A 15417-nucleotide genomic window follows, 5' to 3' on the forward strand; every position below is an offset into this window, starting at 1 on the left:
GCATAAAAAAGGGAGCTAAAATGCTCCCTTTTTGTGTTATTCTTTTATAAGTTTGAAATTCTTGGTCTTATTAGAAGTTACATCGGTTAACTTCAAAAGGTAAACCCCTTCTGCATTTCCAGACAAATCAATTTGATGCTGGTTGCTATTTGAGCTTCCTTTTTTGATGGTTTGTCCTAATAGATTATATACTTCATATTGAAAATCTAAAGTAGCATCAAATTTTAAATTGAAGATTCCTTTTGATGGATTTGGATATACTTTTATGAAATCTGCAGAAGCAAAATCATCTGTTGAAAGGTTTTCGAAAGCTCCAAACGTTATAGATTCTCCGCTTCCATAATTACCTCCTTGGATAATGATGGTATTGTTTGGTGTTTTTAATGAATAACTTCCATTTCCATAACCGCAACAGATTCCGTCTCCTTCTTCATCGTTAATTGAAAATGTGTAGCATCCATCAGCTGGCAAATCAATCGTCTGGTTGAACGTGATATTATTTGCATAATTGTTTCCTGATGCAATTATCACACTATTTGCATTTGTAATATTCCAAGATACTTCATCGCCATAATTATCAGTATTCAATTGGAAAACTACTTGAGTCGTTTCATATGAAGTGGCAACACTAAATGCAACTGATGCGGAATTATCATTTGGAAAACCGTCGGTTGTGTTGTTTGGATTTTCGATGACTGCATTAAAAGTGCTTTCGCCACTGGCAATATTCAATTGTCCTACAGCTACATCAATACTTTGTCCTTGCGGTAAATTTCCTGTCCAGTTTATTGTGGTTTGAGCACCCGTATTCAAATTATACTTAATTGTAGCCGATGTTAAAGTGGTTGATCCGTTATTGGTTATCTTAATAGAAGGACTAATCTGACTTCCGCAAACAATAGTGTTTAATCCTACTATTGATGCTGAAGCATTAATAGGGAAAACCACATTCGCTGGATATACATCAGCTGTCATGGCACCTGTATTGGTTGGATCTAGCCAATCTCTCAATCGTGTTGCAGCAGTTGTTCCTGTGTTCCAAGATGTATTGAATCTTCCGTAATCATCATAACCTCCATTGTCCGAAAGTCCGCTACATGCAGCAGAACCTCCCCATAACTGACCAATAATTCTACCTTGATTGTTGAATAGTGGCGAACCAGAGGACCCTCCTTCTGTGACACCTTGTGTCCAATCGTTAACTCTCCAAACATTCCCACCAGAGTTCATGGAGGTTGGCGCTCCATTATCAAGACACACCTTCATGATTGCTCCAGATGGATGGTGAATTCCGAAAACAGATGGTGGTGCAGTTGTACTTCGGTCCCATCCTGCCCATTTTACATCCCAAGTTGAAGGTATTGCCGAATTGATTTGAACCAAACAAAAATCGGATTGTTCTCGACTTGCTTTTAAAGTTGCTCCACTTATGGTTAAATGTCCTGTCATGTTGGTACTCGGTAAATTTTGAGCACAAACCGGATTAGGGCTGATCCACTTGAACCTGAACGACCAAGTAGCCGGATTAGAATAGCAATGATCAGCTGTTAAAAAATAAGGAGTTCCGTCATTACTGGTATTGTTTATTAAAGCTCCAGTGCAAAAACTATTCCCGCTTGTTATCATTAATCCAACGGATTTTTTGTTGACGTTTTTCAAGGCATCGATAGTTCCCATAACGCAATCAACGTCGTAATTGCATTTTCCTGCAGAATTCAAGTCATCGTCAACTGCTTTTAAGTTTTCATCTGAAGTTCTATATCCGTGAATTACCTTGAAAACTTCCAATTTTCCTTGGTTGAGCTGTCTTTGTGGTTCATAATATTCCAAGAAAATATCTTCTCCGCTTACCAGCCATGTTCCTAGAACCCTTTCATCATTATTTTGTTTAGCGTCGTAAGCTCCCAATAAATCTGTTCTGGTGTTGTTGTAAAGATATAGCGTAGCTCCTTCAGGCATATAAAAATCGCTGAAAATAAAATTCATCGTTTTTGCACCGTTCGATTTGAAGCGGATTCTCCAAATTCTATCTCCGTTTTCAAGTGTAGTCCATTGTCCTGAATTTCCTAGATTATAATCTACAATGATTTCTTGCCCAAAACGCCAAGGAATATCTTTTTGCTGATCGTTTACCAAATCTTCTGCTTTTAATTTCTCTAAATCAATTTCAGGAAGAACTATTGGGGCTAATTTAGTTGTATTTCTTAGGCTCCAACTTGCGGGTTTACCTTCATTTGTAACTTGTGCATTTATTCCGTAAACAGAGAACAATATACACAAAATGGAAATCTTCAATTTCATTTTTTAACAATTTAATTATATATTTTGTAAATAAAACAAAAAAAGTCGAGAACTAAAATTTTAATGACGCATTTTTTATCTTTACCAAAAAATTCAAGCAATGCATTTCATATCCCAAGAACTAGAAGACTACGTTTCCCATCATTCCGAAAATGAACCAGCACTTTTGTCGGCTTTAAACCGAGAAACTCATCAAAAGATTTTATTACCGAGAATGTTGAGCGGTCATTTTCAGGGTCGTGTTTTGAGCATGCTTTCAAAATTGATCCGTCCTTTGAATATTTTGGAAATTGGTACTTATACCGGTTATGCAACTTTATGCCTTTGTGAAGGAATGAAAGAAAACGGAACCGTTGACACCATCGACATCAATGAAGAGTTGATGGATTTCCAGAAAAAATATTTTGATTTATCCGATTGGAAAGGTCAGATATTCCAGCATTTGGGAGATGCAACTGAAATCATTCCAAATCTCGATAAAAAATATGATTTGGTTTTTGTGGATGCCGACAAGGAAAATTATCTGACGTATTTCGAAATCATCTTGCCTAAAATGAATAAGGGAGGAATCATTTTATCTGATAATGTCTTATGGAGCGGTAAAGTTTTAGAAACGCCAAACCCGAAGGATTTGAGTACAAATGTCTTGCTGGAATATAATAAAAAATTAAAAGAAGACCCCCGAGTAGAAACGGTTTTATTACCAATCAGAGATGGTTTGACGGTTAGTAGAGTTCTTTAAAAACCAAAAAACACCTTCTAGATGAAAGCGTTCTTATTTTGTTTATCGGTCAATTTGTATTTTGTGTTGAGATAGCAGAATAACTTATAAAAACCAAATCCGCTCATCAATCCGAAGGCATATCCCGCTAAAATATCTCCCGGAAAATGCAATCCTAAATAAATTCGGGTATAGGCAAAAAGCAATGGAAAAAGGAACATCAGGAAGGCATATTTGTAGTATTTCCTTAAAATCAAGAACAAAATTAGGGTCGAACCACTTGAATTAGAGGCATGACCCGAAAAGAAACTCCAACTATTACTCCCTTTGACAATTCGAATCATATCTTTTAAATCCGGATCATTAACCGGACGGAAACGCTGAACGGTGTTTTTGATTAAATTGGTCATCTGATCGGTAAAAAGGAAGAAAACCGCCAAAACCAAAATCAATAATAGAAACTGTTTTGGGGTTATTTTTTTGAGTAATAAAAATATAAGTAGTAAAAAATAGGGCCACCAATTGAGTTGTTTGGTAATGTATACGAAAAAATCATCCCAATTTTCGGAACCCAAACCGTTCAAATAGACAAATAATTCCCGATCAAGTTCTATTAAATTTTGCAACATTATCGCTGTCTTTTGATTGGTCCCGTCATGTCTTCTATATTTTCCTTGGCTTTGTTGATTTCAGATTCGATATCACCAGTAACAGAGCTAATGTTTAATGGGTTTTCGGCAGTATTTTCGCCAATCATTTTATTGAAACCTTGCTTGACATTATCAATTTCTTCTGTAAATCCGCCAGTTAAGCTTTTTTTATCGAAACCGTTGTCTTCTGCACTTCTTTGGATTTCGCTTTTGATGTCGTTGGTTGCATTTTTCAATTGAGCCATTCCTTTGCCTAATGTTCTTGCAATATCCGGCACTTTATCGGCACCAAAAAGCATCACGACAATCAATATTATGAAAATTATTTCTGAACCGCCTATTCCAAACATCTTACTTCTTTTTGAGGTTGCAAAGTTAACTAAAAAATGGTTTTGGGCTTTGCCAATTCTCTTAAGATTTTCCTATTTAAACCAAATTTCGATTAATCAAATTTCGATTTTATTTCTTGTTTTGGCCAAGTGTTATTTGTGGTGTCAATATCGGCCGTCAATAATTTTGGATCTATGGTGATTTTGGAAATCTTCTTTTCGGTTGCAAAAACCCGACTTACTTCCTTGTCGTTCATTCGCCAGATTTGTGCTGGAAAAGAATGATTTTCGGTAGTTCCGTCCTCGAACGTAAGTTCAACTAATAAAGGCATTACCAATTCGCCTGGTTTTTCGAAAGCAACCTGATAGAAATACTTTGGTGTTTTTAATTTGCTTCTTTCTTCTTCAGAAAAATTTGATTTTAGATATTCTTCCAATGGTTTGATGTCTTCTACTTTTAATGCTTTTGTTTTCCCGACATTACTATCTTCCACCATATAAACCATCGTTCCTTCACGGTTGAATCTGTTTCTTCGGGAAGGTTGTTCTACTTTTATTCCGGCTGGAGCCTTATCGGTTACTACAAAGCTTTTCACTTCTTTGATTCCGATATCGTTCACCCAAGTGGTATAAAACCATCCTCTCCAAAACCAATCCAAATCAACTGCCGAAGCGTCTTCCATCGTCCTGAAAAAATCTTCCGGTGTCGGATGTTTGAATTTCCATCGGTTGGCATAGGTTTTAAAAGCAAAATCAAACAATTCTTTCCCCATCACAACTTCCCTTAAAATATTGAGTCCGGTTGCAGGTTTTGCATAAGCATTATTACCAAATTGACGGATACTTTCGGAGTTGGTCATAATGGGTTCCAAATCCGATTGATCGCCACTCATATAAGGAACAATCAATTTTGCTGGACCTCTCCTTACAGGAAAATCTGCTTGAAATTCTTGTTCTGCAAGATACTGAAGGAAAGTATTCAACCCTTCGTCCATCCAAGTCCATTGGCGTTCGTCGGAATTGACAATCATCGGAAAATAATTATGTCCCACTTCGTGAATGATTACACCAATCATTCCGTATTTGGTGCTTTCCGGAATAGTTCCGTCTTTTTCTGGTCGACCAAAATTCCAGCAAATCATCGGATACTCCATCCCTTGGTCTCTAGCATTTACCGAAACTGCTTTTGGATAGGGATAATCAAACGTATATTTTGAATAGCTTTTCAGCGTATGAGCCACAACCCTTGTAGAATATTGTTCCCACAAAGGGTTTCCCTCTTTTGGATAAACCGAAGTTGCCATGACATCCTTTTCGCCAAGCTTGACTGCCATTGCATCAAAAATGAATTTGCGGGAGGTTGAAATTCCGAAATCTCGAACATTTTCGGCCTTGAATTTCCAGGTTTTCTTTTTATCAGAAAATGATTTTTCAGCTTGTTCTGCTTCGGCTTGGGTTACAATAATTACAGGATTGTCATAGGATTTTTCGGCTTGGACATATCTTTTTAATTGTTCTGCCGTGAAAACCTCTTTTCTATTTTGCAAAACTCCTGTCGCTTCCATAATATGATCGGCTGGAACGGTAATGTTGACTTCATAATTTCCGAAAGTCAGGGCGAATTCGCCATTGCCCCAAAACTGCATGTTTTGCCAACCTTGAACATCATTATAAACCGCCATTCTTGGATAGAATTGAGCCAAAACATATAAATTATTGCCATCTTCAAAACGTTCATAACCTGAACGCCCACCTTCCACCATGTAATTGTTAATGTTGTACCACCATTTTATCGAAAACGAAATCTTTTCGCCATGCAACAAAGGTTTTTGCAAATCAATCCGCATCATGGTTTCGTTTATGGTATAAGCCAAGGCTTTTCCGTTGGCATCTTTTACATGTTCAATATTGAAACCTCCTTGAAATTTTTCTTCTAAATAGGTTTTTGAAAATCCTTGGACACTGATTGCAGGATCAACCGAATTGCTGTTTCTCTTTTTGGTTACCGATTTTGGATTATGCGAATTCTGGTCCAATTGAATCCACAAATAATCGAGCTGTTCCTTGGCGTTGTTGTGATACGTAATGGTTTCTACACCATCCAACCGTGCTTTTTTATCGTCCAACTCAAGGTCCATCTTATAATCGGCTTGTTGCTGATAATATTCTGGACCCGGAGCTCCCGAAGCAGTTCGATACATATTTGGAGTTGCCAAAAGATCATACATCTGGCGGAATTTATCGGTATTCGCTTCTGGTTTCTGGGTGTTTGCTTCTTTTTGCTGTGCAATTGAAAATTGAGCAACCAATAAAAACAATAGGAAGGTGTATTTTTTCATAGGGAATGAATTGTGGCTTTTAAAAAACCAAAAGGCTAAAAGTAATTATTTTGTTTGAATTTTTAAAATTTTAAGATACCTGAATAATCTTCTCCTTCAAACATAAGACTTTTCTTTTTTCCGTAGATATTGGTTTGGATGATGTTCTGCTGATCGGAATTCAAATCAAGAAGGACTTTATTTTGTATTTCAATCGAGTTGATTTTTGAAATATCTTTTATGTTGAAATAACAAACCACTACATTATTATCAATTTCCTTGCTTAGAAAATGAATCTGTTTTTGCTTTCCATTGATTTTGATGGAGAAATTGTCGTTGATGTATTTTTTCATCATCGAAACATCTTCCTCGCTTTCGATAGGTTCTCCGATATTGACTCTTTTCTTGAAGTTTTTTTCAAGAACAAAATTCAAATCGTCCATAAAGATTCTGGATGTGATTTGAAGCATTTTCTTCTCCGGAACATAATTAATCTGATAAATCGAAACATAGAATTTATGCAGTCCGAAAGAAGACAAACTCACGAATAAAACAGCTAAAAACAATAGAAAACCTTTCTTTTTCATCTGTCAAAAATACTATTTCTTTTCAAGTGATTTGATGTATTCCGGTTTTTTAGAAATCAAGAAATCTACCAATTCAAATTCCTTATTGGCATACAACAAACCTTGAGCTCTGGAATCATTTTCGCAATAGGCCAAGAAAAGTCCGATTTGATCTTTCTTCAATTTCAATGTATCCAAGAAAAAACTTTCCGGCAATTTTTCCTGAACGGCTTCCGGGAATATTTTCGTAGAAGTGTAGGCTATTTTCTTATCCTCTTTTTTGTCTTTAAACAAACCAAACATCTTTACAATTTTAATCAAATCGGGTTGAAACAAAGGTGCAATCGCTCCAGGTCCTTCCATCGCTTTGTTATAAACTGCCGTTATTCCATCCGCTTCATATTGAGTTGCAAGAGCATCCTTCATATTGATCTTTGGGTCGATTTGCGTCACTTTTATATTCTTACTGTCCTTATCCAAATCTCCAGTAAGCGAATTTGGGTCAATCACAACCTCATCCAATTCCGTTATATGGCTTTCCAATTTTATCTTTAAGACCTTCATTTTTAAATCGGATGAATTCAAAACAACCGATTTTGAAGAATAATTCATACTCGAAAAAACCAAGGTGTCTTTTTCCCTAGCATACAAGCTGAAATTTCCTTCATTGTCCGAAACGGAATATCGGTTGGTTGTTTTATTGGTTATGGTAATCCCTTCAACCGAGATTGAATCGGCAATAATTTGTCCGTGAAGAATTTCTCGCGGAAGTTGCTGTGCAAAAAACAATTGCGAGATAAAGAGCAAAACGATGGTAAGGGTACTATTTTTCATTTGAAATTTTTTTAAATTCTTGAGCAAGTCCGCCAATTAGGAAAGTTGCCAAAAGTTTGTTTTTGGAATTGAGTGCATTTATAAAACGTTCATCATAAATGATGTAATATTGAAAAGCCTTGATGGCCTCTTTTTTAATTTTTAATTTCTCTGTGTAATAACTTTCTTCAAATAAGTTTTTGAGCTTATGAAGCAAGAATTCTTTTTTCTCTACCTCTGCTTCTTTCTTGAGCATTGATGTTCGTCCAGACATCCAATTTAATAAAGGATCAAGCCCGATGGAACCTCCCATCATTGTTCCTACATTTGCCGTTGGATACAGTCCTGTGGCAGTTTGCAATCGCCTTTCGGCTGGCGTATAAACTTTTGCCGGTTTGGAAAGTATTCCTAAACTCACGGCATTGATGTTAGAATAATTACGAACTTCCACTTCATCAAGTTGTGTAATTTTAGAAGTCATTTCGATGGTTATAAGCGATGAATTATAATCTTCCTCCTCGATAAATTTACGCATATGATCCAAATGCTTCGCCGAAAAAACCAGTAAATCTTCGGGTTTTACCCAAATACTGAATTCGCCTTTATTGTCCGTCAATACTTCTTTTTCGCTCACAAGATTCACCACTCGAATGCCTTTCACCATGGCATCTTTCACGACAACTTTTCCCTTTATAAGCTTTTCTTCTTGAGAAAACATGAATTGTGTGAGCATCAAAAAAACTAAAAGAATATTATTTCTCATTGATCAGATTGTATTTTTGAGCGATTTCTATAATTAAGAAAGTAGCAAGCGTTTTATTCTTTGCATCCAATGCTTCGCCAAATCTACTGTCTTCTACGAGATAATAATGAAATCCCTTGATGTTTTCCTTTTCGATACCAAGCTCTTGCAAATAGAATTGATCTGTGTATAAACCATCCAATTTCTCTAACAAAAACTCTTTTTTCTCAATTTCAACACCATTCTCAAGCATCTTTGTCCTTCCCGAAAGAATGTTGATCAAAGCATCAAGCGGAGAACTTGTAGCACCATAGAGTTTTCGTTCTGCCGGAGTATAGGATTTTGCAGGTTTCTCCAAAATTCCCAAGGCTACGGCATTTATACCTGAATAATTCTTCACTTCTACTTCCTCAAGCTGATTGATTTTGGAAGTCATTTCCACTTTCAAAGTTCCCGAATCGTATTCCTTTTGTTCCACTATTTTTCGCATATAGTCCAAATGTCCGGCCGAAAAAACCAGTAGATCATCTTGACTTACTAATATAGTGAATTCTCCTTGACTATTTGTTATGGTTTCTTTGTCTTTTGTTAGATTAATGACATGTATTTCGCTCGTTTTCGCATCTTTTACCGTGATTTTTCCATTGATAATTTTTTCCTCCTGACAAAAAGTGAATTGGGATATGAAAATCAAAAAAAATAAAAGGCTAGTTCTTGTCATTTGAAATTAAATTATTGTATTCCACAGAAAGTTGGCTCATCAAAAACGAGATTTGTGCTTCATTGCTTCTATTCAAAACAGCAATAAATTCATCATTATCAATTAGATAATATTTGAAACCATCCACATAATCAGCATTTATTTTTAATTTTTCTGTGTAAAAAGTTCCACTGTAAAGCTCTTCCAGCTTGGAAAGATACCTTTCTTTTTTCTCAATCTTGATTTCCTCCTTCAACCTTTTTGTTCTTCCGTTTATGGCATTAAGGATTGGGTCAACAGGCAAACTACCACCCAAAATACTCAACAAATGTATGGGTTTGAAATCACCGGCTGTTTTTAGTTTTCGTTCGGCTGGAGTATAGGTTTTAACACCATTAGTAATACCTAAACTTTCCGCATTGAGATGAGAATAATTTCTAACTTCTACTTCATCGAGTTCATTTATCTTGGAAGTCATTTCAATTATCAAAACAGGAGAATTGTAATCCGAAGTTTCGATAATTTTTCTCATATAATCCAAATGATTCGCCGAAAATACCAACAAATCATCAGGTTTTGCTTCAATCAAAAAAGCACCTTTACTATCGGAAACGGTTTCTTTTTCGTTCATCAAATTAAGAATATGAACACCTTGAGGCGTGGCGTCTTTTACTGAAATTTTGCCATAAAGAAGCTTTTCGCTTTGCGAGAAAACAAATTGGGAAACGAAAAATAAAAAAATTTGGAAAGTAGAATTACTCTTCATAGGCAATCAACTTTTTGTATTTAACCGCCAATTCTGCCAAGGCAAAATCACGTACAACTGCATTATTTCCTTCCAATAATTGTACAAATCTTTTGTTTTCGACTAAAAAATATTGAAAACCTTTAATATATTCCGATGGCAAATTCAATTTATCAATCAAAACCACGTCTTCAAATAGTTCTTCGATTTGCTTTATCCAAGATTCTTTTTTTTCGGTTTCGACATTTCGTTTCAATTCTGCCGTTCTGCCCGAAAACATATTTAGTATCGGATCAACCGATAAAAATCCTTTGCTGGCCGTTTTTAATTTCCTTTCGGCTGGAGTATATTTTTTTTGATTTGGAGAAACAATTCCGAGTGAAACCGCATTGATGTGATTATAATTCACAACGACAACTTCATTCAATTCCCTGGCAACGGTTTCGAGTTTCACAAACAATAAATCCTTCTGCAAATCTTCTTCGCAAATCAATATTTTCAAACCTTTTATATTGGTTCCGGAAAACATCAAAGTATCGCCTTCCTTGGCATCAATAGAGAAATAACCTCCCGTTTGGGTTCTTTTGAATTTCTCTGTTTGAATATTTATTACGTCGATGTCTTCAAGATTATAGAGATCGGCCAGAACTTTCCCGTTCAGATTTTTCCTCGCAACTTCCTGTGAACACATAGTATGCGAAACAGCTAGGAAGAAAATCAAACTCAACGGAAATCTTTTCATTTTCAGAAAGGTGTAATTGTTTTTGGTAAAAGTATCCCAAACCCTTCCAAATTAATTATTAATGCATTTGTAAAGTTATGTTAATTAAAAAAGGGTTAATTACTTCCAAAATGAAATTCAAGATTTTTATCTTTAACCAAAATTTAATTCCTTATATGAAAAACCTTATCATAGCCAGTACTTCAACCCTTCACGGAGGCGATTATCTGGAGTATATTCTACCTGAATTAGAACTTCATTTTCAAAATTGCAAATCAATTCTGTTCATCCCTTTTGCCCGTCCAGGCGGAATTTCGCACGACGATTATACGGAAAAAGTTAAATCGGTTTTCGCCAAAATAAATCTGGATGTAAAAGGACTTCACGAATTTGAAAATCCTGTCGAAGCCATCAACAAAGCAGAAGGAATTTTCACGGGTGGAGGAAATACGTTTTTGCTGGTTTCGCAATTGTATAAATTCAATGTGATGACGGTTTTGGCTGATGCTGTAAAAAATGGAATTCCGTATTTGGGAACAAGTGCTGGAAGCAATATCACGGGACTTTCGATGCAAACCACAAATGACATGCCCATCATTTATCCGCCAAGTTTTCAAACATTGGGATTGATTCCGTTTAATTTGAATCCGCATTATTTAGACCCAGATACGAATTCAACACATATGGGCGAAACGCGTGAAACAAGAATTAAAGAGTTTCATCAGTTCAACAGCATTCCGGTTCTAGGTTTGAGGGAAGGAAGCTGGCTGGATGTAAAAGGTGATAAAATAGTTTTAAAAGGAACATTGACAGCCCGACTTTTCAAGCAAAATCAAATTCCAGAAGAATTGGAAAGCGGAAGCGATTTGAGTTTCCTTGGAACGCTTCAAGTTTGAGCATAAAAAAAGCCTCTAACTTTCGTTAGAGGCTTTTGAGCGGAAGACGAGGCTCGAACTCGCGACAACCAGCTTGGAAGGCTGGAGCTCTACCAACTGAGCTACTTCCGCTTATCAACGGTGCAAATATACACAAACTTTTTTCTTACCTGCAAGCTTTTTTTTAAAAAAATTATCACTTTTTGCTTCTTAAATTTACTTTAAACACATAATTCATTTACAATTAAAAAGTTATCGGTTTAAAAAAATTCGATATTTCTACTCAAAAACATCAATCTGAATGCGGTTGCAATCCAATCTCTGTCTTTTTTTAAACCAAAATCCCCTTCAAAAGTTTTAAAAACCATTAGAAATTGATTCCATTTTTATTTTGTTGATGAATTTTTAATCTAAAAAAATAAAAACGGCATTAATTCAATAAAGAATTAATGCCGTTTTAAACTTTTAAAAAGTAGAATTAAGAAATCTGTCCTATTGAACCCTTTTTGTTTGAAGAAGGATGATAGATAAAAAGACAAGATTTATCTTTAATCGTATTGATGATTTCCTTTGTCATTCCAACTGGAATTGCAGGACAACCAAGACTTCTTCCCAAACGTTTGTTTTGCTTGATGAACGATTCTGCTACATAATCGGCACCGTGAATCACAACGGCTCTTTCTCTTGCCTTGTCGTTCACGCCTTTTTCAAGTCCGTCTAGTTTTAATGAAAGTCCGTGTTTTCCTTGATAAACTTCACCAGTTGCATAAAAACCTAAACTGCTTTTATATGATTCCGGCTGATTTGAAAATGATTTTGCAAATTCATCACCTGTGTTCCTTCCGTGTGCAACCAAGGAATTATATAAAACGGTATTGGTGCTCAAATCGATGATCCACATCCTTTTGGTATTTGAAGAAAGGCTGAAATCAACTAAAGTCAAGATGTCTCTTTTAATTTTTCCTTTTTCCTTCAAATCATAAAAACCTTCCAAAGCTTTGGTAAAGCTTTCTAATTTAGGCAATGAAAGATTGTTTGAATTTAAATTATTGTATAATGATTCTGCTTTTGAAGCGAAACTTACTTTTGTTGTTGCTGCTGTTAATTTTGGCTCTGTAGGTTTTATTTCGTTTGAACTAAACGTTGAAAACAGAAATAATAAAATCGGGGTTATTTTATAAATCATTGAATGTGTTTAGGTTATACAATTTTTTAACGGTGGCAAATATTAGAAAAATAGTTTACAAATTCTAATGGAAAGCAAACTTTAACAATCTTGTAATATTTGCAGAATATATTATAAAACGGCTTTTTTTGAAATTTATTATAAACAAAATTGTTAATGTTAGTTAAATTATTACTTTTGTTTCCCCCAACCCAACAATATGCATCCTTTTTTCAGAGCACTTTTAACTTTAACTCTTTTAGCCACAAACCTTGTCTACAGTCAGAAAAAAACTGTTGAAGCGAAATCTATTTCCGAAAAAATAGTGATTGATGGAGAACTCGATGAAAACATTTGGAACACTGCAAAAGTGGCTTCAGATTTTGTAATGCTCGAACCTGATAATGGTGTTCCAATAGCTCCCGAGAAAAAAACCGATGTTAGAATCCTGTACGACAACGAAGCCATTTATGTTTCGGCACTTTTATACGACAACCAGCCTAATTTGATTTTGAAGGAAATGACCCAACGGGATAATTTTGGAACTGCCGACCATTTTGGGATCTACATCAATGGTTTTAACGACGGACAACAAGATTTTAGGTTTTATGTTAGTGCATCCGGAGTTCAGATGGATTGCATTGCAACAGAAGCTGAAGAAGATTATTCTTGGGATGCCATTTGGAGCAGTAGCGTGAATATTACCGAATTTGGATGGGTTGTAGAAATGCGAATTCCCTATGCGGCACTTCGATTTTCAAAAGAAGAAAAGCAAACCTGGGGATTGAATTTGTACCGCGAAATAAAAAGAGACCGCCAAAAATATACTTGGAGTCCGATAGACCTAAAGATTGGTGCCACTTTGCCACAGGCCGGGCTTTTGCAAGGAATTGAAAATATTAAGCCTCCGGTGAGATTGTTCTTTATTCCTTATGCTTCCTATTATCACGAACGAAACGAAAATACTTCAAACAATACGTTCAAGGCTGGAATGGACATTAAATATGGCATCAACGACTCCTTTACTTTAGATGCAATTTTGGTTCCCGATTTTGGGCAAACTGTTTACGATAATGTGCAATTGAATCTTGGTCCGTTCGAACAGCAATTCAATGAAAACAGGCCTTTTTTTACCGAAGGAACCGATTTGTTCAATAAAGGAGGATTGTTGTATTCGAGACGAATTGGCGGAAGCCCATCCACTTATGCTTCAAGCGAAAATCCCGACGAAGAGGTTAAAAATCCTGCTTCTGTAAATTTAATCAATGCCGTAAAAGTTTCCGGCAGGACTTCAAAAGGATTGGGAGTTGGATTTTTGAATGCCGTTACAGAGCAAACTTTTGCAACTGTCAACAACAACGTTTCTGGCGAATCCCGCAACGTCGAAGTAGAACCTTTAACCAATTACAATGTCTTTGTTTTGGACCAACGTTTCAACCAGAATTCGTCTGTGTCATTTGTGAACACGAATGTAACCCGAAACGGAGATTATCGAGATGCAAATGTTTCGGCTTTGGTTTATGATTTGAATACCAAAAATAACAAATACAACCTTTCGGGCGATTTGAAATACAGTTATATTAATGAACTCCGGAATTTTGATGATCAAAAAGGAATCAATACCACTTTAGGATTTGCTAAAAAAGGCGGAAATTGGAGATACAGCCTCGGAGGAAATTATGTGTCTGATGAATATGATTCCAATGATTTAGGAATTCTTTTCATCAACAATTATCACGGTGGTTATGGGAATTTTGGCTATAGAATCCTCAATCCTTCTGGAATTTTCAATACGTTTAGAATAAACACCAATTACTATCTTGAATTTCAAAACACCACTGGAAGAACCCAACAAGCCCAAGTGAATATTGATGTTACTTCCACCACAAGACAGAACGATTATTTCAGTCTTGCAGTGTATCTGAACCCTCTTCAGACCTACGATTTTTATGAAGCACGAACTAGCGGAAGATTTGTAAACATTCCGAAGAACATCTACACTTCGTTGTATTTTTCATCCAATTATAACCGACCTTTTGCATTGGATTTAAATTTTTATTCGACCGCCACAACTGAAAGGAATCGTGAAAATATTGGCTTTACCATTGCACCTCGATACCGCGTTAACGACAGACTGCTGCTGAATCTTTCGGGAGATTTTTATAACCAATTTAGCGACAAAGGCTGGGTGGCTTTTGATGGCAATGACATTATTTTTTCTGAAAGGGATCGAAATACCATTACAGGTCAATTGGCTGTGAAATATGCCATCAACCCAAGAATGACCGTGAACGTATCCTCACGCTATTATTGGTCCTATGCCGAAAACAAACAATTTTTGACACTTCAGGAAAATGGCGTCCTTATTCCTAATTCAACTTTCACCGAAAACAGGAATTATGATTTTAGCACCTGGAATTTTGATTTATCCTATTCTTGGTGGTTTGCACCAGGAAGTCAGCTTTCGGTTTTGTATCGAAATAATGCATCAAATTTCAGCAATGAAATCAACAAAAGTGTTCGTGATAATTTCAGTAATTTATTCGAAAATAATCTTAACAACATCTTTTCGGTTAGCTTCAGGTATTTCATCGATTATAATTCAATAAAAAATGCTTTTTAACCCAAAGGAAGCCATTTATTTTAATTTACAACTTTTTAATCTTTAATTGATGCCACTATAAGGTTTTCGTAATTTATAGCAACATCCACTTCTGCATCAACACATTTTAACATTGAAATCTTTTATCTTTGTTTAAAATTTTTTCAAA

The 15417-nt window shown here is 35.7% G+C and carries 14 protein-coding genes and 1 tRNA gene; 3 read left to right on the forward strand and 12 right to left on the reverse strand.

The window, feature by feature from the left end; genetic code table 11:
• Window positions 1-36: 36 nt before the first annotated feature.
• On the reverse strand, window positions 37-2301 hold the full coding sequence (locus tag J2X31_RS02190) for a T9SS type A sorting domain-containing protein (RefSeq protein ID WP_310024038.1): 2265 nt from the start codon (window positions 2299-2301) through the stop codon (window positions 37-39).
• A 100-nt stretch (window positions 2302-2401) separates the two neighbouring features.
• Here J2X31_RS02190 and J2X31_RS02195 point away from each other — a divergent pair, with 100 nt between their 5' ends.
• Window positions 2402-3043: an O-methyltransferase gene (locus tag J2X31_RS02195; protein ID WP_310024040.1), complete on the forward strand. Its 642-nt coding sequence runs from the start codon at window positions 2402-2404 to the stop codon at window positions 3041-3043.
• Window positions 3044-3060: 17 nt separating this feature from the next.
• Here the strand turns inward: J2X31_RS02195 and J2X31_RS02200 are convergent, their stop codons facing one another.
• The 9 genes from J2X31_RS02200 to J2X31_RS02240 all read right to left on the reverse strand — a co-directional run bounded on the left by J2X31_RS02200 (window position 3061) and on the right by J2X31_RS02240 (window position 10627).
• Window positions 3061-3651 (reverse strand): phosphatase PAP2 family protein, encoded by a 591-nt coding sequence (locus tag J2X31_RS02200; protein WP_310024041.1) that lies wholly within the window; start codon window positions 3649-3651, stop codon window positions 3061-3063.
• Window positions 3651-4022 carry a Sec-independent protein translocase subunit TatA/TatB gene (locus tag J2X31_RS02205; RefSeq protein WP_310024043.1) on the reverse strand — a complete coding sequence of 124 codons (372 nt, stop codon included), beginning with the start codon at window positions 4020-4022 and terminating at the stop codon, window positions 3651-3653. Before J2X31_RS02205 ends, J2X31_RS02200 begins: the two co-directional genes overlap by 1 nt.
• A 92-nt stretch (window positions 4023-4114) precedes the next feature.
• A complete protein-coding gene (locus J2X31_RS02210; RefSeq protein WP_310024045.1) occupies window positions 4115-6340 on the reverse strand; it encodes a M1 family metallopeptidase in 2226 nt (741 codons plus the stop codon).
• Between the two features lie 62 nt (window positions 6341-6402).
• A complete protein-coding gene (locus J2X31_RS02215; protein ID WP_310024047.1) occupies window positions 6403-6906 on the reverse strand; it encodes a DUF6702 family protein in 504 nt (167 codons plus the stop codon).
• Between the two features lie 12 nt (window positions 6907-6918).
• Complete coding sequence (locus J2X31_RS02220) at window positions 6919-7719, reverse strand: BamP family beta-assembly machinery protein (protein ID WP_310024050.1); 801 nt, start codon at window positions 7717-7719, stop codon at window positions 6919-6921.
• Window positions 7709-8461, reverse strand: coding sequence for a hypothetical protein (locus J2X31_RS02225; protein ID WP_310024051.1), 753 nt, complete (start codon window positions 8459-8461; stop codon window positions 7709-7711). Before J2X31_RS02225 ends, J2X31_RS02220 begins: the two co-directional genes overlap by 11 nt.
• Window positions 8451-9161, reverse strand: a complete 711-nt coding sequence (locus J2X31_RS02230) for a hypothetical protein (protein ID WP_310024053.1) — start codon at window positions 9159-9161, stop codon at window positions 8451-8453. Before J2X31_RS02230 ends, J2X31_RS02225 begins: the two co-directional genes overlap by 11 nt.
• Window positions 9148-9906: a hypothetical protein gene (locus J2X31_RS02235; RefSeq protein ID WP_310024057.1), complete on the reverse strand. Its 759-nt coding sequence runs from the start codon at window positions 9904-9906 to the stop codon at window positions 9148-9150. Before J2X31_RS02235 ends, J2X31_RS02230 begins: the two co-directional genes overlap by 14 nt.
• Window positions 9896-10627 (reverse strand): hypothetical protein, encoded by a 732-nt coding sequence (locus tag J2X31_RS02240; protein ID WP_310024060.1) that lies wholly within the window; start codon window positions 10625-10627, stop codon window positions 9896-9898. Before J2X31_RS02240 ends, J2X31_RS02235 begins: the two co-directional genes overlap by 11 nt.
• 155 nt (window positions 10628-10782) lie before the next feature.
• Here J2X31_RS02240 and pepE point away from each other — a divergent pair, with 155 nt between their 5' ends.
• On the forward strand, window positions 10783-11502 hold the full coding sequence (pepE, locus tag J2X31_RS02245; protein ID WP_310024061.1) for a dipeptidase PepE: 720 nt from the start codon (window positions 10783-10785) through the stop codon (window positions 11500-11502).
• A 38-nt stretch (window positions 11503-11540) separates the two neighbouring features.
• Here pepE and J2X31_RS02250 read toward each other — a convergent pair.
• Both J2X31_RS02250 and J2X31_RS02255 read right to left on the reverse strand, forming a co-directional pair.
• A tRNA-Gly gene (locus tag J2X31_RS02250) sits at window positions 11541-11613 on the reverse strand.
• A gap of 346 nt (window positions 11614-11959) precedes the next feature.
• On the reverse strand, window positions 11960-12667 hold the full coding sequence (locus tag J2X31_RS02255; RefSeq protein WP_310024062.1) for a murein L,D-transpeptidase catalytic domain family protein: 708 nt from the start codon (window positions 12665-12667) through the stop codon (window positions 11960-11962).
• A gap of 199 nt (window positions 12668-12866) precedes the next feature.
• Between J2X31_RS02255 and J2X31_RS02260 the strand changes: the two genes are divergently transcribed.
• Complete coding sequence (locus tag J2X31_RS02260) at window positions 12867-15269, forward strand: DUF5916 domain-containing protein (protein WP_310024063.1); 2403 nt, start codon at window positions 12867-12869, stop codon at window positions 15267-15269.
• The last annotated feature ends 148 nt before the right edge of the window (window positions 15270-15417 follow it).

It is taken from the genome of Flavobacterium arsenatis, from assembly GCF_031456785.1.
Taxonomy (GTDB): domain Bacteria; phylum Bacteroidota; class Bacteroidia; order Flavobacteriales; family Flavobacteriaceae; genus Flavobacterium; species Flavobacterium arsenatis.